Below are 19,272 nucleotides of genomic sequence, written 5' to 3'. Positions count from 1 at the left end.
CCCCCGCTGCAATAAAGCGTTACCGTACTAGGGGACAGGCCCCCGCCGCAGTAAAGTGATACTGTACTGGGGGCCTGTCCCCCTTTATTTGTGTGGGTTGGTTTTGCTTTGTTGGCTTTTGTTGCGTTTGTTGCCTTTGCTGTTGTCGCCGCTGACGAATTCGGTGGCGAATTCTGCTTCGGCATGGCCGGCTTTTGGTGAGTTTTGATTGTTGCTGCCTTTGTTGACTTTTTTGGTCATGTGGATGCTCCTTTCGTTCAGGTACATTGATAGTTTGGCATCGGCGGGTATGTTTATTCCCTTTTCAATTGGTAAGAAAAAATGGAAAATTTATGGAATTCAAGATAAACTAAAACAATGAAATATAAGATAAGAAAGGATGACGGATGTGCCGGTAACATTGGATTACCTGACACAGTTATTTGAAGCAAACCACAATCCCGCGAATGCAGAACCGATGGCAAAATACATGAAGAATCATTTTCCTTTTCTCGGAATTAAAAAACCATTGCGGGCACAGTTGGAAAAGCAATTTTTTCAAGAAACCGAAATCTTGAAACAGCCGTTTAACCGTGATTTTGTTTGGGCACTTTGGGACAAGCCAGAGCGGGAGTATCAATACACTGCATTGGTCTACATGGAAAAAATGATGAATAAGTTGGAAAAACAAGATTTGCCGTTTATGGAGCAGCTCATTACCACAAAATCCTGGTGGGACTCAGTTGATGCAATTGCCCCTAAACCGGTAGGGGCCATCGCGAAAAAGGTTCCGGAAGTGATTCATGAAACCATCGGCAAGTGGGCCGTACATGAGGATCTATGGCTGCGGCGCGCTGCGATTCTTTTTCAATTAAAATACAAGCAAGATACGAATGAAGAGCTTCTTTATCAATACATAAAGCAAAATGCCGCATCGAAGGAATTCTTTATCCAAAAGGCAATTGGCTGGGCGTTAAGGGAGTATTCGAAGACCAATCCTAGTTCCGTTAAACAATTTATTGAAAGTTCTACGCTTGCCCCGCTCAGTGTACGGGAAGGCAGCAAGTATCTTCACAAGCGATAACAAATCATTCGTGGTAAAATGGCAAAAAAAGCAGAAAGGCGTGCTAGCGTGATTAAATGTATTGCAACAGATATGGACGGGACGTTATTGAATACCATGCAAGAAATTACTGAGGAAAACCGGCAAGCGATTTTAAAAGCACAATCGCAGGGGATTGAAGTCGTGGTGGCAACGGGCCGGTCCTACCAAGAGGCGATGTTTGTGTTAAAACAGGCCGGTTTAACCTGCCCAGTGATTTGTGTCAACGGGGCCGAGGTCCGATCCAAAACCGGCGAAGTAATCACGTCGATCCCAATTCCACAAGAGTTGGCACGTGAGGCAGCAAGTCGTTTAAAAACAAACGACGTGTATTATGAGGTTTACACCGACAAAGGGGCTTTTTCCATCGATACCGATCGTGCGGTCTCCATTTTGATAGACATCGTGGTCAGTGCCAATCCCGAAGTGAAACCAGAAGAGGTGGCCTATGCCGCCGGGGCAAGGCTGCGTGACGGGCTAATCCACCCGATTGATGACTATGAAAAACTATTCTCGGATGACGATAACCAAATTTATAAACTGCTTGGATTCTCGTTTGAATTAGATAAGCTAGAAGCGGCAAGCCAATCGATGAACGGTTTGGAGGAGTTGGCTGTGACAAAGTCCGCCAATGAAAATATTGAAATTATGGCCCGGAAGGCACAAAAAGGGATTGCTCTGGAGGCGTTTGTCCGCTCGCAAGGAATCTCTTTGTCGGAAACAATGGCGATTGGTGATAATTTCAATGATGTCTCCATGCTAGAGAAGGCTGGTATTTCCGTGGCAATGGGGAATGCCAGTGACACCATCAAGGCGATGTGTGACCGGGTAACTGACACCAATGAACATAGCGGAGTAGCGAAAGCGATAATGCAAGTATTATAGGAGGGAAGGGGATCCATGTACCGGTTCAGTTCTATTTTACTCATGTTCATGCTGCTTATGTCTGGATGTTCTGTTTTTGAAAAAAAAGAGGAAGTGCCTGGGGACGAGGCATTTGTTCTCCAGCCTGATGTTGAAGTGGTCGCGGACCATTTATTTGTGCCATGGTCGATTAATAAGTTGGATGGAACGTTTTACATCAGTGAACGGACAGGAAGCATTGTCAAAATTGAAAATGGGCAAGTAGAACGCCAGCCGGTATACCTGGAACCCAAGCTGGCACAGGCAGCAGAAGCCGGATTGTTGGGGTTTATATTGGACCCTGATTTTTCAACTAACCGCAAGGCGTATGCTTATTATACGTATACCGATGAGGCGGGCGGTCAATACAACCGAGTTGTCACGTTGTTTACGAATGGTGCCGGCTGGTCGGAGGATGGGGTCTTGCTTGATAAAATCCCAAGTGCTGCCTATCATCACGGCGGAAGGTTGAAAATGGGGCCTGATGGCAAGCTGTATATCACATCGGGTGACGGCACGAATCCAGAAACGGCCCAAGACTTGAGTTCGTTAAACGGAAAAATTCTGCGGATGAATGTGGACGGCACGATTCCGGTGGATAATCCGGACCCCAACTCCTATGTTTACAGCTTCGGTCACCGCAATCCGCAGGGACTGGCGTGGGTCGGCGATGTGTTATATGCAAGTGAACATGGCCAGTCAGCACATGATGAAATCAATAGAATCGTGCCGGGAGCGAATTTCGGTTGGCCGGTGATTCAAGGGGATGAAACAAAAGCAGGGATGGTGACTCCGTTATTCCATTCCGGCGAGGAGACGTGGGCTCCGTCCGGCATGGCAGCTGTTGATGATAAGTTGTATGTGGCTGCGTTAAGAGGAAATGCCGTCCGCATCTATGATTTGGAGAAAAAGCAAACCGAGGCGGTGGTCACAGGTCTCGGTCGGATAAGGGATGTATTGGTGGATGATGATTATTTGTATTTTGTCAGCAATAACCTGGATGGCCGGGGCACACCGGATGAGTTGGATGATAAGTTGTATCGGGTGCTGGTAGGGAGTTTAAAATAACATCATGAGGGGCTTTTGCAAGTTGGATGGGCCTTTCCGTAAGTAAGAGTGTGGTATCCGCAAGTTGGGGGAGTATATCCGTGAATTGTGAGATACTATGCGCAAGTAGCATACTCTAGTCTCTGTGGCAAAAGGAAAAGCCCTTCCGAGTTGGAGGGCTTTTTACCATTTATACGTCCAGAACCGTTCAAAATTCACACGTGCTAACACTTGCGGATCTTGTTTCTGGAAACTTTCTTCCATCGTTTTCATCATTGCTTCTGTCTGGGATCGATGTGCTTTAATGGCTGCGATTTTTTTGCTGGAAACCGCACTGACATCGTTAATAATATCCGCTTCACCGAGTGCCTCGATGCAGTCGTTCGAAAAAGCAACACAATGTAGGGTTGGCCTTGCGGCAGGCGGCAGCTTTTCTACGGCCCGGATGACAGCCGCACCGGTCGCATCATGGTCAGGGTGTACGGAGTAGCCAGGATAGAAAGTTATAATCAGCGACGGATTGACCTCGTTGATGATTTCTAACATGTGGTTCGCTAACTTTTCATCATCTTCAAACTCAACCGTTTTATCGCGGTAACCGAGCATGCGAAGATCTTGGATGCCGATTGCTCTGGCCGCTTCTTTTAATTCGGCCCTTCTAATTTTCGGAAGGTTTTCTCGGTTTGTAAACGGAGGATTCCCCAAGTTGCGCCCCATTTCACCTAGAGTCAGGCAGGCATATGTAACCGGTGTGCCATTGTTGACGTGTGTGGCAATCGTGCCGGAAACGCCAAACGCTTCATCATCTGGGTGCGGGAACACAACCAAGACTTGCCGTTCTTTATTAATCATCTCCACTGCTCCTTTCAGAAAAATTTTTAAAAAATAATCCAGCTATCTGGCGGACAACTCTTTATTCGAATGGGGTCTTGCTGATTTCCAAAGCAACGGCCAACTTGCCGTCAAAACCATGGCCGGCCATCAACAATCTTCCCTGTTCATCCACTTCAAAATGTGTGATTCCTTCCGCATAAACCCAGCCAAGGTTAATTTTCAAACCAACTCGGTACGGACCTTTGCCAGTAATTTTGCCGATTTCATAACGGACTAAGGCGTTGCGGATATAGGCTCCCGCCGAAAAGAAAGACTGATCGTTATGTGAGGCGTAGGCCCCGTTTGTGGTTTCCAGATGAATATAGACATCTTGGTTGGCAAAACCATTAATGGCTTCCTGGACCTGTTTTACGTCAACTACTTCCACGCCCAGCTCCTCCTTCCCTTCCATACAATGGAAATAAAAATAAATTATTAATGCTATCATACTAAAATCAGTGGGAAAATGCGAAATCCATGCTTTACTTTGTTTCGAAAAAAAGATGCCCTCATTGGATGAGAGGCATCATTCTTATTTATCTCCCTGATTTGGTTCTGTAGGCACCGTGCCAGGTTGGACCAACATACTCGTTTAACCGGAAGCCTTGTTCAATCGCAGCAGAGACAAAGTCTTTGGAAACTTGCATTGCTTCATAAACGTTTTGGCCTTTTGCCAGCTCAGCTGCAATGGCTGCAGAGTTGGTGCAGCCAGCTCCGTGAGTGTAGGTAGTTTCAACTTTTTCGGATTCGTAAATCTTAAACTCTTTTCCATCATATAGAAGGTCAAGGGATTTTTCTTCGGTTTGCAGTTTGCTGCCGCCTTTAATGACGACATTTTTCGCTCCTAAATCCACGATTTTGGCAGCGGCTTGTTTCATTTCGTCGAGTGTTTTAGGTGTCTTCATGCCGGCAAGTTGTCCTGCTTCGAAAAGGTTTGGAGTCACCACAAGGGCGCGCGGCACTAATAGTTCACGCATTGCATCAGCGGTTTCAGGGTTTAACACCTCGTCTTCGCCTTTGCAGACCATAACGGGGTCAATGACCACGCGTTCGAGTTTGTGTTCATCAATTTTTCTGGCGGTTAATTCGATAATATCAACGGTTCCCAGCATCCCCGTTTTCATCGAGTCAATGCCGACCGATAAAATGGTCTCCAACTGTTTTTCGACAAGAGCCGTTTCGATCGGTGCCACATTATGGTGCCAGCCGTTTGGATCCATCGTCACAATACAAGTAATCGCCGTCATCCCATAGACGCCAAGCTCCTGGAATGTTTTTAAATCAGCCTCAAGACCAGCCCCGCCGCTTGAATCGGAACCAGCAATTGTCAACGCTTTATTAATTGTCATATGTAATACCTCCTAAAGGCAAATAAGAAATCCTCTTTCCTATTATAAAACATTTGCTAAATTATATCAGAATTACAGCTCCAAATAGAAAAAAATTCCTCAGGAACATTCTTTTTCGTGCAGTAAAACATTACCAGGATGGGGGACAGGCCCCCAGTGCGGTGGTGCGTTACTTGGGTGGGGGACAGGCCCCCAGTGCGGTGGTGCGTTACTTGGATGGGGGACAGGCCCCCGGTGTGGTGATGCGTTACTTGGGTGGGGGCCTGTCCCCATAGAGTGAGAAATATTACATACAGGATGGTGTTGTCATTTTACTATTAGTATGGTCATGGGCTTTATATGATTATGTTTTAATTGTTATCGCTTTCATTTGTCGCAGTGTGTTCACAAAAGTGTCGATAAATTGATGCTAATTTGCTATCAATTTGTCATTTTCTTGGGAGTTACTGTGGGAAATAAGTTTTAAAATGGATTTACAAGGTTTATTTAAAAAACCAAAGGAACGCTTTTTTACTAGAACAAAAGGAGGGGAAACCATGAATCACAAAGGCTGCCCTGATGAATATCCGATTACACTCGTTATCAACGGCTATGAAATTGCTGTTTTCCAGTTGACCAAATTTGATTTGGAGGATTGGGCATATGGGTACTTATATTCAGAGGGATTTATTCAGGATGCTCGGGATGTGGAGTCCATCTCTGTCAATGAGGAAATGGGAATCATTCATATGACACTCCGTTCTGATTTTGAAGAAGAGCAATTTTTTTCAAAGAAAAGACACTATACCGCAGGCTGCGGCAGGGGTGTCACGTTCTTTTCAATGACTGATGTCAAGCAGTTTGAAAAAATTGTTTCCAATAAAAGCTATAAACTTAGCTATTTATTAAAAAAACGCAGCGAATTTGCTCAAAACTCTCCGTTCTATCTTGAAACGGGCGGCATGCATGGGGCCTGCATTGTCGAAGCAGACGGCACGATTACAATCCGCGAAGATATTGGCCGCCACAATGCCGTCGATAAAATTATTGGTTATGCCCTGAGAAAGCAATTAGACCCAGAGCAGACCATCCTGTTGACTACAGGGAGAGTTTCCTATGAGATGCTCTCCAAAGCAGCCAAATTTGGCTTTCCTGTCATCGGCTCACGTACTGCTGCCACCAAGCAGGCGGTCCAGCTGGCCCGGTACTTAAACGTAGAGGTCGTCGGCTATTTAAGAGGGAAAATGGCCACGATTTATACCTCTGCAGGCAGAGTGCAAAATGACGTTAGCATAAAACCAGTATTCGAATTAAGCCTTGAAGGGGGGAATTAACAACAGCCAAAAACTAGATAGAGAGAGAAAAATCAAATTGGGATGTCTATTCATATTAAGGGAAGGAGAATAGTGATGGTTGAAATAAACTTAAACCGCCGGCAATTTTTAAAGCTTTCTGGCGCAACTGCTGTAACGTTGGCAGTGGTGGAACTCGGCTTTAATGAGAAAAAAGCCTATGCCCAATCGAAAGGATTTAAAATTGCCAAAGCTACTGTAACACCAACCATTTGCTGTTTCTGTGGTGTCGGATGCGGAATTCTCGTCCATACCAAAGACAATACTGTGGTTTATACGGAAGGGGATCCGGATAACCCAATTAACGAAGGAAAACTTTGCAGCAAGGGAACCACACTTAGACAACTGTACACTTCTGAAAAACGACTGACCAAACCACTTTATCGTGCACCAGGCAGTGATAAGTGGGTAGAAAAAGATTGGAACTGGATGCTCGACACCATTGCCAAACGAACAAAAGAAACAAGGGACGCATCGTTTGTCGAAACAGAAAACGGCATCACTGTCAATAAAACCGAAAAGATTGCCAGCCTTGGCGGCGCGGCACTGGATAACGAAGAAACCTATTTGCTCTCGAAACTTATGAGAGGGCTTGGTGTAACCTACCTAGAACACCAGGCACGCATATGACATAGTTCAACGGTTGCCGGTCTGGCACCTACATTTGGACGTGGAGCAATGACTAACCATTGGAATGATCTGCAGCATACCGATTGTGCGTTGATTATTGGCGCCAACCCTGCAGAAAATCATGTCATCAGCTTTAGATGGCTGACCAAAGCAAGAGAAAACGGCGGAAAAATCATCTCGGTTGACCCGCGGTTCACGAGAACATCGTCGCAGGCAGATGTTTATGCCTCCCTCCGTTCAGGTACCGATATTCCGTTTGTTGGCGGCATGATTAAGTATGCACTTGATAACAATCTCATCCACAAGGAGTATGTGGCTAACTATACAAATGCTTCCTTCATCGTCAAAGAAGGCTATGAATTCAAGGATGGTCTGTTCTCTGGCTATGATGAAGCAAAACGCAGTTATGATAAAACAAAATGGGCATTGGAATCAAACCCGGATGGAACACCTGTCAAGGATATGACCTTAGAACATCCTCGTTCCGTCTTCCAGTTAATGAAGAAACATTATTCCCGCTACGACGTGGACACCGTTACAGCGGTAACCGGAACACCGAAGGAAGACTACTTGAATGTATGTAAAACCTTCTGTGCGACAGGAAAAGCCGGAAAATCCGGCACGATCATGTATGCGATGGGAGCAACCCAGCATACGGTCGGATCGCAAAACGTCCGTATTTATGCGATCCTTCAGCTATTGTTAGGCAACATCGGCATCCCTGGCGGCGGCATTAACGCGATGCGCGGTGAGTCCAATGTTCAAGGGTCAACGGACTTTGGCTTGTTATACGATAACCTTACTGGCTACCTTGCTTCACCAAAAGCCACTGTGCCTGAGCACGCGACGTTAGCCGGCTATTTGGCAAAAGAAACACCTGTCTCTGGCTACTGGAGCAACAAACCTAAATTCGTCGTCAGCCTGCTAAAAGCATGGTATGGCAGCAACGCCACAAAGGATAATGAATTTGGCTATCACTTCCTGCCAAAAGGCAACAAAAACTATTCACATATCAATCTGTTTAAAACAATGTATGATGGCGGGCTTGACGGAGCGTTCTTCTTCGGCACCAACCCGGTAGTCGGCGGGCCAAACGCCGGTAAGGAAAAAGAAGCGTTAGGTAAACTAAAATGGCTCGTTGCCATTGACCTGTGGGAAACCGAAAGCTCAGCGTTCTGGCAAAAAGCAGCCGGAAGCAACCCGGCAGACATCAAGACAGAAGTGTTCCTGCTCCCTGCTAGTGCTTCTTTTGAAAAAGAAGGCAGCATCTCAAACAGCTCGCGCTGGATGCAATACCGCTGGAAGGCGATTGATTCTAGAGGCGAGGCAAGACCGGATCTTGATATCATCCATGAACTGGCAACAAAACTGAAAAAACTATATGCCGGAAGCAGCAAATCGGCGGACAAACCGTTCTTGGCGCTTGATTGGAACTATGGTACCGGTGATGTTCCAGATATCGATCTAGTAGCAAAAGAAATCAATGGCTATGACCTGACAACAGGAAAACTGCTGCCTGGTTTCGGTGCCTTGAAAGATGATGGCACGACTTCGAGCGGCAACTGGATTTATTCCGGTTTCTATCCTGAAGAAGGCAAGAACAAATCCAAGAACCGTGACAATAAAGACACAGGCGGCCATCACTATTTGAACTGGTCATTCGCATGGCCTATGAACCGCCGAATCATTTACAACCGCGCTTCCGCGGATGCAAACGGCAATCCTTGGAGCAAGGAAAAAGCGGTAATTTGGTGGGATAGCCTCCAAAACAAATGGGTCGGCAATGACGTGCCTGACTTTAAAGCAGACACAGCACCAGCTGCTCCTGGCGGCACGGGCGCGTTTATGATGAACAAAGACGGCGTGGCGTTATTGTTTGCGCCTACTCTGAATGACGGTCCATTCCCTGAGCATTATGAACCATATGAAAGTCCAATGCCAAATGCTTTCTCCAGTCAGGAAATCAACCCGGCGATCACGCTTTTCGAAGGGGACTTCAATAAGCGAGGATTTAAGTCCGATTATCCAATCGTGGCCACCACATACCGGGTCAGCGAACACTGGCAGTCCGGAACCATGACCCGGAACCAGGAATGGTTGTCCGAGCTTGCCGGCCACATGTTTGTGGAAATTAGCGAAGAACTGGCGAAAGAAAAAGGCATCAAGAATAAAGATAAAATTGTAGTCACTTCAGCCCGCGGCGAAATTGAAGCCTATGCGATGGTCACGAAGCGGTATAAACCATTTAAGGTAAGAGGAAAACAAGTCCACCAAATCGGTATGCCATGGCATTTTGGCTTTAAAGGGTATGCCACAGGCGCGACGGCCAACCGCCTGACTCCGCATATTGGGGATGCCAATACGATGATTCCTGAATATAAAGCATTCCTCTGCGATGTTAGGAGGGCGTAACAATGACAAAATATATGAAATACGTCGATGTAACCAAATGTGATGGCTGCCGTGCCTGTATGGTAGCCTGCAAAAACTGGAACGACCTGCCGGCAGACCCGCAAGATTTCCAGGGCAGTGTCCAGTCTCATCCAAAGGTATCGGCTGACACCTGGAATGTCATGCAGTATATCGAGCACGAGAATGGCAAAGGCGACTTAGAATACCTGTTCCGACATTCCGCCTGCTTCCATTGCACCGATGCCGCCTGCGAAAAGGTCTGTCCAGAAAATGCCATCAGCTATACCAAATACGGCACCGTTGTCATTGATCATGACAAATGTGTCGGCTGCGGCTACTGTGTGCAAAACTGTCCGTTCGAAGTCATTTCGTTGAAAGAATATGTCGATAAAAACGGTGATAAATACCGAAAATCGCAAAAATGCACGATGTGTACGGACCGCTTGGAAGAAGGCCTGCAGCCTGCCTGCGTAACCACCTGCCATACTGGTTCTCTGGAATTTGGCGAAGAAACTGCCATGCTCAAGAAAGCAGAACAGCGGGTTCAAGAAATAAAAGGACGTTTCCCTAATGCTCAAGTGTACAATCCACAAGGAGTTGGCGGAACCCATACCATTTATGTGTTAGCAGAGAAGCCATCTGTTTACGGACTTCCTGAAAATCCTAAGGTGCCAACCTCTGCAGTGGTCTGGAAGGATTACGCACAGCCGATCGGCAAGATGATGCTTGGAGCCACGACAATGGCTTTAGTAGGAGCATTTGTTACAAACAATATTATCTCCAGGAAGAATAAAGATCAGGATGGAGGTCAGGGCCATGAGTAATCAAAATAAACCGGATGTAAAAATCCGCCGCTTTCCAAAGGCATTTGTTTGGGCCCATGCGATCAATGGCATTGCCTTCTTCGCGCTTTATTTCACGGCTCTGCCTATGTATACGGAATTTTTCGATTGGCTCTATCCTGTTTTTGGCGGTCCAGAAGGTGCACGGCTGTTGCACCGAATCTTCGCAGTTATTTTCATTACGCCAACCTTGATCCTGGCGATATTCAGTCCAAAATTCCTGGTCATGTGGATAAAAGAATTAATCACTTGGAAAAAGCGCGACATTGCTTTTTTTGGGAACTTTGTTAAAGAATTATTTGGCTTCAAGTTTTGCCATGTAAAACAAACGTTCTTTAATGCCGGAGAGAAAATTAACTCGATTCTACAAATGTTCTGTGCGATTCTGGTTATTGCTTCAGGATTTACCATGTGGTTGCCGCAATTCTTCCCGAGAGCGCTAGTTCAATGGGGCTACGTTCTTCACAATATTGGCTTTGGTTTAGGGATTGCCGTTATTGTTGGCCACGTGTATCTCAGTGTCATTCACAAACATTCACGTCCAGGCTGGTCTGGAGTGGTGACCGGTAAGGTTCCTGCTTGGTGGGCAAAAGGCCACTACGCTGACTGGTATGATGAAGAAGTCAAGCAAGGCAATTTCCCAGACTTAGACGATCCAAAATTTAAAAAAGAAGCGTAACCGGGAATGAGTGGCTGTCTGTCTTATAAAGACAGCCACTCTCTAATTTTAATAAAAGAGGTGCAGCAACGATGATAAAATCGGTTGTTTCAAAAGAGTACCAGGAGCTGCAAAAACAGATTGTCCAATTGCAGGAGCACTGGAAGCAAACCATTGACCCCGAGACGATTCGCCCCAGCATCGATCAAGCGGCAATAGCAGCAGGGGTGCCTATTGTCTCGTTAACGGCGATTGATTTTGATATTTCACTATTCTTACAGTGGATAGAGGAGTTAAACGTAACACTGATTACCAATAACCCTGAACTCGAGCCGAATTTAGCCGCGGTCCGGTCTGTGTTAACAGACGAAACTGTCATCCGCTGGATTGAAGAGGCTTATTCCTTTAACCAAACCTATTTTGAAAAATTTTCCGAGGAACATGGCCTAGAGCAGTGGATTCCGCCGTTCCTAGCGGAAACCGCACTCCGCCCGTATCTGCAGCTGACTGCTGAAAAGACCCAGCATGCGATTAGTCATGCCATGCCTGGTGCCGGCTGCCCGGTATGCGGTGAGCCCGTGCGGTTGGCCGTACTGGAAGCCGAGGGCAAAAAGGTGGTCCATTGTCCGCGCTGTCATGCCCATTGGAATGGGCGCCGCCTGGAATGCTCGCATTGCGGCAACACCGACCATGAAAAAATCCATTTTTTGACGATTGAAGGCGACCCTGTTTCACAGATACAGGTTTGCGGTGAATGCAATGGCTATATTAAAATCATAGATACTAGGCAATATATTGAAAAACCGTCAGCGGCCCTAATGGATTTAAACTCCATACATCTAGATTATGTGGCTCAAGAACAAGGGTACTCTAGCGTTGGTGAGAAAAAGCAAACTAATTAAGCAGGTGTTGCAGCATGAAAGCTGGAGCAATTATTTTATCCGGCGGGAAATCAAGCAGGATGGGCAGTAATAAGGCCTTGCTAAAAATAAACGACCAACCCAATATTGAAAGAATCAGAGATAGGCTAAAAAGTTACTTTAACGAAATGATTTTAGTAACCAATGAACCTAAAAGCTATGAATTTTTAGGCTTAAAAGTCACGTCTGACCATTATCCCGGCATGGGGCCGCTCGCTGGCCTCCATGCCGGCTTGCTGGCGTCCGAATCCGATATGAATCTACTTGCTGCCTGCGACATGCCGTTTGTCTCAGGTGAACTTGCACATGCCTTGGTAACACACGCCCAGAATTATGATGCGGTCATACCTGTCATCGAGGGCAAACAGCACCCGTTATTTGCCGTTTATCATAAAAGAGTGGCAATGGCAGCCGAATCCTGTATAAAGTCAGGAAATCTTCGGATGAAACACCTCTTGGACCAGTTAAACGTGTTATACTTAACGGAGAAACAACTTGGCAGTTTTAGCCAGTTAGATATAGAGAAAACCTTTTTCAACATGAACCATCCAAGTGAATATGAGGATGCGAAACGGCAGGCTGCTAGCGAAAGTTAGGGGGTATTGGCGGGCAATGCAATTTTTCAAGGTAAAAACAGTGGAAGAAACCTTTGGTTTAATTGATGAACAGGTAAAAGCACTTGAGCAAACCGAGATTAGGGAGCTTTCGGAAGCCCTTCACTATATTCTTGCGGAGCCGGTTTTGGCAAAAGAAAATGTACCGGGTTTTGACCGATCGACTGTCGACGGCTATGCCGTCCGGGCAAAAGACACGTATGGTTCATCGGAATCAATGCCCGGCTTTGTCACAGTGGTTGGAGAGGTAAAAATGGGCGAGGTTCCTTCGGTAAAGGTAGGTCCAGGCCAGGCCGTGTATATTCCCACGGGAGGAATGCTTCCTGCGGGCAGTGACAGCGTAATCATGATTGAGCACTGTGAGGATGCGGATGGTTTGCTAAATATGTACAAGCAAATCGCACCCGGGGAAAATGTCATCCGTGCCGGCGAAGATATCCGCGCGGGCGAAGTCGTTTTAGATAAAGGAACCAAATTACGGCCGCAGGAACTCGGCGCCTTGGCTTCGCTGGGAATTACGCAGGTAAAGGTGTACCGCAAGCTAAAGGCCGGTTATTTGTCCTCAGGTGACGAAATTGTGCCATATCAAACGCGAACCCTCGAAATGGGGCAGATTCGCGATATCAACTATTTGACGATTGCGGGATTGGCCAATGAATCAGATGTTGAGGTCATCTACGGCGGCATCGTCAAAGATGACTATGAAGAATTTAAACGGCGGGCCCGCGAGCTATATGAACAGGTCGATTGTTTAATCCTTTCCGGCGGCAGCTCTGTCGGGGCCAAGGATTACACAACCGAAGTGATTCAGTCATTAGGAGCACCTGGTGTGTTTGTTCACGGCATCTCGATCAAACCGGGCAAGCCGACAATCCTGGCGATGGCCGACGGCAAGCCAGTAATCGGTCTTCCGGGACACCCAGCCTCCGCGATGATTATTTTTCAATTATTCGGATTGCGGATTCTGCGAAAATTAAAGGGCGAAAAAATTGAGCGAAAGCCGGACCGAATCTATGCCCGGATGACCAAAAACATCGCCTCTTCCATGGGCCGGGCCGATTATGTCCGTGTCCGCTTAGAGGAACGGGACGAAGAATGGTGGGCCGAGCCGATTATCGGCAAATCCGGCTTGATTACCACGCTGGTGAAAAGCGATGGGATTGTCGAAATTCTTTCAGCAAAAGAGGGCGTATTACAGGGTGAATACGTTCCTGTGATTTCATCGAGATAGGGGGAGCAGACATGGAACAGCAAAAATTCAAACGAAAAGTGTATTTGGAAGACAAGCCCCGGCACAAAGCCCGGGAAGAATTGCTTGAAGCGTTCGATGTGACCCCTGATGTCGAAACAATCCCGGTGACGGAGGCTTTGGGCCTTGTTACAGCGGAACCAATTTTTGCCCGCGTATCAACACCACATTACCATGCTTCGGCCATGGACGGGGTTGCCGTGGTGGCGGAGAGCACCTATGGAGCCCACGAACAAACACCGCTTTATTTGAAGAATGGGACGCAATTCGTGTATGTCGATACGGGAAATGCGATTCCGTCGCCGTTTAATGCAGTGATTATGATTGAAAATGTTCATATCGTGGATGACGAGATAATTGAAATCATTGAACCAGCCACGCCTTGGCAGCATATCCGCCCGATTGGCGAGGATATCGTCCAGGAGGAAATGTTGTTTCCACAAGGACATATGCTGCGTCCGGCTGACATAGGGATATTACTGGCCTCTCAGGAGCTGGTTGTCCGTGTTGTGAAAAAGCCAGTCGTCACCGTCATTCCGACAGGCAATGAATTGGTGGAAGCCGGTTTAGAAATGACGCCCGGAAAAATTGTCGAGTTCAACGGGACCGTGTTTAGTGGCTTTATTAAGGAGTGGGGCGGTGAACCAAAGCTTCATCCCATCGTAAAGGATGAACCTGAGCAAATTAAGCAGGTTCTTTTAGAAGCAGCAAAAACCTCCGATATCATCGTCATCAATGCTGGCTCTTCGGCAGGCAGGAAGGACTTCACGGTCCACATTATTGAGGAAATCGGCACTGTTTTTACCCATGGGGTCGCCGCACGGCCTGGAAAACCGGTGATTTTAGGAAAAATAAACGGTACCGTCGTGGTCGGGGTGCCGGGATATCCTGTTTCCGCCTATCTGGCTTTAGAATGGTTTGTCCAGCCTTTGGTTTGCAAATATCTAGGGATTCCGGTACCAAAACGGCAAACGGTACAGGTCAAACTGGGCCGGCGTATCGTTTCCTCAATGGGTGTGGAAGACTTTGTCCGAATGAATATCGGCTATATCAACGGTGAGTATGTGGCCAATCCGCTAACAAGAGCGGCGGGTGTGACCATGTCGTACGTAAGGGCTGATGGCTTGTTAATCGTTCCGCCGGATGTAATTGGCTACGAGCAGGGTGAAGTGGCAGAAGTGGAACTGCTCCGCCCGCTCGATGAAATTCGCAAAGCGATCGTGTTTACCGGAAGTCACGACATGACCATTGACCTGTTATCATCTCAATTGAAACGGGTGGAGACGGATAGGAAAATTGTTTCTTCCCACGTCGGCAGTATGGCGGGCATCATGGCGATCCGCAAAGGCGAGGCCCATGTCGCCGGCATTCACTTGCTCGACCCGGAAACCAAGCAATATAATATTTCTTATGTAAAAAGAATGCTGGCTGGACAGGATGTTGTGCTGTATCCATTTTTGAAACGGAAGCAGGGCTGGATTTTGCCAGCAGGAAATCCGCTGGGAATTGGGTCAGCTGCTGATTTGCTGCGGGTTGATGCGAACTTTGTGAACCGGCAAAAAGGAGCTGGAACGAGAATCTTGTTTGATCTGCTCCTTGAAGAGGCAGGATTGGACGCGGAACAGATTACCGGCTATGAACGCGAGATGTTTTCCCACTTAGCTGTCGCAGCGGAAGTAAAAGGGGACGCTCATGGTGTGGGTCTGGGAATTTATCCAGCAGCAAAGGCAATGGGTTTGGATTTTATTCCGGTGGCCGATGAGGAATATGACCTGCTGATGACGCGTGAGTTTTACGAAAGTGAGTCGGGCCAACTGCTGGTCAGCATCATTCAATCGCCTGTATTTAAGGCGCAGGTAGAAAATATCGGCGGCTATCAGGTGGTAGAAAACGCCCGGCCGAAGAGCTTGGATTAAGAGGTGAGCCGATTGAAGTTTTTTGAAATCTCAAAAGAACCGATTAATATACAAAAAGTCATTGATAAGGTGGTCCAGCGCGAGGCTGGCGCCATAACAACCTTTATCGGCACTGTCCGGGAATTGACTCATGGGAAAAAGACGTTATTTTTAATCTATGAAGCGTATGAATCGATGGCGGTGAAAAAGCTCGAGCAAATTGGCCGGGAAATCGAGGAACGCTGGGAAGGCTCGAAGGTAGCGATTACCCACCGAGTCGGGCGCCTTGACATTACGGATGTCGCGGTAGTGATTGCCGTATCAACACCGCACCGTGCTGATGCCTATGAAGCCAACCGTTACGCGATTGAGCGGATTAAGGAGATTGTTCCAATTTGGAAAAAAGAGAATTGGGATGACGGCGAGGAGTGGGTTGGCAATCAGCTAGAGACGGTCGCCTATCCGAAAGGCAAGCCGGGGGAGGATGACTTGCATGATTAAAGTATTATTTTTCGCTCATCTGCGCGATGCTGTAGGAGAAGAGTCACTAACGCTGGATGCAGGCGGGAAAACGGTAGCCGAGCTAAAGGCGGATTTGGCCGCCATTTATAATCTGCCAAAGATGGACACCGTTATGACGGCCATCAACGAGGAGTTTGCTTCCAACGATGAAGTGATTCGTGATGGCGACGAGGTTGCATTTATACCGCCAGTCAGCGGCGGCTGATTTCGCGAATAAAACTAGGAAATTCGCAAATAAGACGTGAGAATTCGCAAATAAAATGCAAAAATTCGCAAATAAAACGTGAGAAAACGCAAATAAAAACTAGAATAGCACAAATAAAGGCCTTAGATTGGCTGAATGTGATTGGAATTGCCCAGAAAAGCTCGCCTTTTGGCGAGTTTTCTTTAGAAGTGGGGGGAAACAACAATGAATGAACGCTATTCACGGCAAATTCTCTTTCCCGGCATCGGCAAAAGTGGCCAGGAAAAAATTCGCAGCAAGCATGTGTTGATTCTCGGTGCTGGGGCACTTGGGTCGGGTAGTGCCGAAGTGTTGACACGGGCCGGGGTCGGCAAAATCACCATCGTGGACCGGGATTATGTCGAAGAGAGTAACCTGCAGCGCCAGCAGCTGTATACCGAAGCTGATGTCGCAGAAAAGTGGCCAAAAGCAGCAGCAGCCGAACGGCGCCTTCGCGAAATTAATTCGGACGTGGAGATTCATTCTGTTGTCGGGGACGCAACTCCAGAATTACTCGAGGAACTGGTTGCCGGTGTCGACCTGATGCTCGATGCCACCGATAACTTTGAAACCCGGATGATTATGAATGACGTGGCTCAAAAATACAAGATTCCTTGGATTTATGGGGCATGTGTCGGCAGCTTCGGCATGAGTTTTTCGATTATTCCTGGCAAAACGCCATGTTTGAATTGTTTGCTCCGCTCGATTCCGCTTCAGGGGATGACATGCGATACTGGCGGCATTATAGCTCCTGCCGTGCAAATGGTGATTGCCCATCAAACCGCAGAGGCCCTGAAGATGTTAGCCGAAGATTGGGACGCTGCCCGAACTGCGTTTGTTAGCTTTGATGTATGGCGAAATCAATATACGAGTATGAAAATGTCCAAGGCAAAATTTGCTGGCTGTTTATCTTGCGGCGAGCATCGAACCTATCCGTACTTGGATCAGGAAAACCGTTCAAAAACATCGGTGCTATGCGGCCGCGATACGGTCCAAATTCGGCCCTCCACACCAAGAGAAATCTCGTTGGAGCAGCTTGCCGCACAGTTGAGTACACTCGGTCATACCGTCAAAGGCAATCCGTATTTGCTTTCTGTCGAAATGGGTGACCAGCGGATGGTTATTTTCCAGGATGGGCGCGCCCTGATCCATGGAACAAAGGACATGACGCAGGCGAAAACGATTTACCAAAGAATATTAGGATAATCCCGTAACCGATGAGAGGTGCGGGGTCTTTTTTTTGAAAAAAAGGGGTTTTTCTACAAAATCGGGCCTGGATTCTACAAAATTTAAAGGAATTCTACGAAAGTCATAAACAATTCTACAAAAACCGGATATTTATGGATATCAATGCCGCGTTTCGACGTGTTTCACGTGAAACATTAAGAAAATTGTCAGCTGGTCTGCTATGGGCCAGCTTATTTTTTTGAAAAAATTCAATCCTCATGTAGAATAGAAAGAGACTCCAAAATATGAGGTGCCGATTATAGTGAATATATCTGTTCAAAAACTTTTAGCTAAAATCGAAGAAGAGTTAAAGCAAGCCCAAACCTCCCAAAAGGAAGAAAGCTTACGGGAGAAGATTTACTCTATTAAAATATTATGCGAATTAATTCTCGATGAAAAATCGGCTAGTGGGGCTAAACCGTTTCCGCCAGCGCCTGCCGTACAGCCTGCTGCTAACTACCAACCATTTCAGCAGCCGGCGGCCTTGAACCAGCCAAAAAAAATAGACATGGATGAAGCAAACGGCGATTCGCTGTTTGATTTTTAACAAGGGGGAAATAAGATGAAACTATTTATTATCGCAGGGGCGGTCAACGCCTTTTTGGCCGTCGCTTTAGGGGCGTTCGGAGCACATGGGCTTAAAGACAAACTAGATGCCCATTACTTAGGGATTTGGGAAACAGGTGTCCAATATCAAATGTTTCATGCAGCGGGGTTATTAGTGGTCGGTCTGCTGATTGGAAAATTGGCAGCAGCAGGTTCACTGTTTACCTGGTCAGGCTGGCTGATGCTGGTTGGTATTATCCTGTTCAGCGGCAGTTTGTACGTATTGAGCCTGACTAAAATCAGTGTCTTAGGCGCCATTACACCGCTCGGCGGCGTTTGTTTTTTAGCAGCCTGGGTAATGATGATCATTGGAACGGCAAAATATTTATAAAAAGAAAGAAGGTATTGGGGGATGCTCCAATACCTTTTTTGTTGATGAAATTAACGTGGCTGAAAGGTGCTTAAGTTAGGACCTGCGCCGAATGGGTATTCGTATTCGATTTCCTCATCAAAGGTAATGTAATCGACTGCTACCATTGGAATTAGGTAGCGCCTGCCGGTTTGCGGATCGCTTAAAATAACATGATCGCGGCCGGCCGCTTCGATGATACCGGTAAATTCTTTGGAATTCCATTGCGTACTGCCCTCAAAGGTGGCAAACAAATGGACAAGCTTGCCTTTGTTTAACCGTAAAATGTTCTCAATGTATGATTGTTCAATGGGAAGCATACCAGGCACTTGGCTGGCAGTGCCGCCTGAAGGCGCAGTTGGCATGGTCATCCCAGGTGTTCCTGCCTGCGGGAATTGCGGAAAACCAGTTTGCTGCCCGGGAAACATTCCTGCGGCACCAATTGGTCCTCCCATAGACCCTACCGTTGGCTGGCCTGCCTGCTGCCCTGCTGCCCCGGGGGTAAAGGGCTGAGCTTGGCGATTGTAAAATTGGTTCATTT

The 19,272-nt window shown here is 47.0% G+C and carries 21 protein-coding genes; 16 read left to right on the top strand and 5 right to left on the bottom strand.

Going from position 1 to position 19,272, the window contains the following annotated elements:
• Positions 1–84 precede the first annotated feature (84 nt).
• The gene (locus tag BN2425_RS22825) at positions 85–240 is read right to left on the bottom strand and encodes a hypothetical protein (protein ID WP_195891974.1); all 156 of its coding nucleotides are present in this window, start codon (positions 238–240) and stop codon (positions 85–87) included.
• Between the two features lie 148 nt (positions 241–388).
• Here BN2425_RS22825 and BN2425_RS20965 point away from each other — a divergent pair, with 148 nt between their 5' ends.
• The 3 genes from BN2425_RS20965 to BN2425_RS20955 are packed head-to-tail and all read left to right on the top strand — an operon-like array spanning position 389 to position 3,052.
• A complete protein-coding gene (locus BN2425_RS20965; protein ID WP_264757827.1) occupies positions 389–1,063 on the top strand; it encodes a DNA alkylation repair protein in 675 nt (224 codons plus the stop codon).
• Positions 1,064–1,111: 48 nt separating this feature from the next.
• The gene (locus BN2425_RS20960) at positions 1,112–1,966 is read left to right on the top strand and encodes a Cof-type HAD-IIB family hydrolase (protein ID WP_042463760.1); all 855 of its coding nucleotides are present in this window, start codon (positions 1,112–1,114) and stop codon (positions 1,964–1,966) included.
• A 15-nt stretch (positions 1,967–1,981) separates the two neighbouring features.
• On the top strand, positions 1,982–3,052 hold the full coding sequence (locus BN2425_RS20955; protein ID WP_042463757.1) for a PQQ-dependent sugar dehydrogenase: 1,071 nt from the start codon (positions 1,982–1,984) through the stop codon (positions 3,050–3,052).
• A 162-nt stretch (positions 3,053–3,214) separates the two neighbouring features.
• Here the strand turns inward: BN2425_RS20955 and bshB2 are convergent, their stop codons facing one another.
• From bshB2 to pdxK, 3 genes are all read right to left on the bottom strand, one after another.
• The gene (gene bshB2, locus BN2425_RS20950) at positions 3,215–3,880 is read right to left on the bottom strand and encodes a bacillithiol biosynthesis deacetylase BshB2 (RefSeq protein WP_154663577.1); all 666 of its coding nucleotides are present in this window, start codon (positions 3,878–3,880) and stop codon (positions 3,215–3,217) included.
• 64 nt (positions 3,881–3,944) lie between these two features.
• A complete protein-coding gene (locus tag BN2425_RS20945) occupies positions 3,945–4,292 on the bottom strand; it encodes a YojF family protein (protein ID WP_042463748.1) in 348 nt (115 codons plus the stop codon).
• A gap of 148 nt (positions 4,293–4,440) precedes the next feature.
• A complete protein-coding gene (pdxK, locus tag BN2425_RS20940) occupies positions 4,441–5,253 on the bottom strand; it encodes a pyridoxine/pyridoxal/pyridoxamine kinase (RefSeq protein WP_042463745.1) in 813 nt (270 codons plus the stop codon).
• 536 nt (positions 5,254–5,789) lie between these two features.
• Here pdxK and fdhD point away from each other — a divergent pair.
• From fdhD to BN2425_RS20875, 13 genes are all read left to right on the top strand, one after another.
• On the top strand, positions 5,790–6,566 hold the full coding sequence (fdhD, locus tag BN2425_RS20935) for a formate dehydrogenase accessory sulfurtransferase FdhD (RefSeq protein ID WP_042463742.1): 777 nt from the start codon (positions 5,790–5,792) through the stop codon (positions 6,564–6,566).
• A gap of 84 nt (positions 6,567–6,650) precedes the next feature.
• On the top strand, positions 6,651–9,626 hold the full coding sequence (fdnG, locus tag BN2425_RS20930; RefSeq protein WP_154663576.1) for a formate dehydrogenase-N subunit alpha: 2,976 nt from the start codon (positions 6,651–6,653) through the stop codon (positions 9,624–9,626).
• A gap of 2 nt (positions 9,627–9,628) precedes the next feature.
• Complete coding sequence (locus tag BN2425_RS20925; protein ID WP_042463733.1) at positions 9,629–10,450, top strand: 4Fe-4S dicluster domain-containing protein; 822 nt, start codon at positions 9,629–9,631, stop codon at positions 10,448–10,450.
• A complete protein-coding gene (locus tag BN2425_RS20920) occupies positions 10,443–11,147 on the top strand; it encodes a formate dehydrogenase subunit gamma (protein WP_042463730.1) in 705 nt (234 codons plus the stop codon). Before BN2425_RS20925 ends, BN2425_RS20920 begins: the two co-directional genes overlap by 8 nt.
• Before the next feature lie 71 nt (positions 11,148–11,218).
• The gene (locus BN2425_RS20915; protein WP_042463728.1) at positions 11,219–12,028 is read left to right on the top strand and encodes a formate dehydrogenase accessory protein FdhE; all 810 of its coding nucleotides are present in this window, start codon (positions 11,219–11,221) and stop codon (positions 12,026–12,028) included.
• Between the two features lie 14 nt (positions 12,029–12,042).
• Positions 12,043–12,642: a molybdenum cofactor guanylyltransferase gene (gene mobA, locus BN2425_RS20910; RefSeq protein WP_042463726.1), complete on the top strand. Its 600-nt coding sequence runs from the start codon at positions 12,043–12,045 to the stop codon at positions 12,640–12,642.
• Positions 12,643–12,658: 16 nt separating this feature from the next.
• Positions 12,659–13,891, top strand: coding sequence for a molybdopterin molybdotransferase MoeA (locus tag BN2425_RS20905; RefSeq protein ID WP_042463723.1), 1,233 nt, complete (start codon positions 12,659–12,661; stop codon positions 13,889–13,891).
• Positions 13,892–13,902: 11 nt separating this feature from the next.
• Positions 13,903–15,825: a molybdopterin biosynthesis protein gene (locus BN2425_RS20900; protein ID WP_042463720.1), complete on the top strand. Its 1,923-nt coding sequence runs from the start codon at positions 13,903–13,905 to the stop codon at positions 15,823–15,825.
• 12 nt (positions 15,826–15,837) lie between these two features.
• Positions 15,838–16,305, top strand: a complete 468-nt coding sequence (locus tag BN2425_RS20895; RefSeq protein ID WP_042463717.1) for a molybdenum cofactor biosynthesis protein MoaE — start codon at positions 15,838–15,840, stop codon at positions 16,303–16,305.
• On the top strand, positions 16,298–16,531 hold the full coding sequence (moaD, locus tag BN2425_RS20890; protein WP_042463715.1) for a molybdopterin converting factor subunit 1: 234 nt from the start codon (positions 16,298–16,300) through the stop codon (positions 16,529–16,531). Before BN2425_RS20895 ends, moaD begins: the two co-directional genes overlap by 8 nt.
• 204 nt (positions 16,532–16,735) lie before the next feature.
• Complete coding sequence (locus BN2425_RS20885; protein ID WP_042463713.1) at positions 16,736–17,755, top strand: thiazole biosynthesis adenylyltransferase ThiF; 1,020 nt, start codon at positions 16,736–16,738, stop codon at positions 17,753–17,755.
• Positions 17,756–18,038: 283 nt separating this feature from the next.
• Positions 18,039–18,323: a YwdI family protein gene (locus tag BN2425_RS20880; protein WP_042463711.1), complete on the top strand. Its 285-nt coding sequence runs from the start codon at positions 18,039–18,041 to the stop codon at positions 18,321–18,323.
• A 15-nt stretch (positions 18,324–18,338) separates the two neighbouring features.
• Positions 18,339–18,713, top strand: a complete 375-nt coding sequence (locus tag BN2425_RS20875; protein WP_042463708.1) for a DUF423 domain-containing protein — start codon at positions 18,339–18,341, stop codon at positions 18,711–18,713.
• A 50-nt stretch (positions 18,714–18,763) separates the two neighbouring features.
• On the opposite strand, the gene gerQ is transcribed toward BN2425_RS20875, so the two are convergent.
• Positions 18,764–19,270: a spore coat protein GerQ gene (gerQ, locus tag BN2425_RS20870; protein WP_042463705.1), complete on the bottom strand. Its 507-nt coding sequence runs from the start codon at positions 19,268–19,270 to the stop codon at positions 18,764–18,766.
• Between the last annotated feature and the right edge of the window lie 2 nt (positions 19,271–19,272).

The sequence above is a fragment of the Neobacillus dielmonensis genome (assembly GCF_000612665.1).
Lineage (GTDB): Bacteria > Bacillota > Bacilli > Bacillales > Cytobacillaceae > Neobacillus > Neobacillus dielmonensis.
Note: the sequence above shows the minus strand (reverse complement) of the source record. Positions and strands in the feature narration are given on the sequence as shown.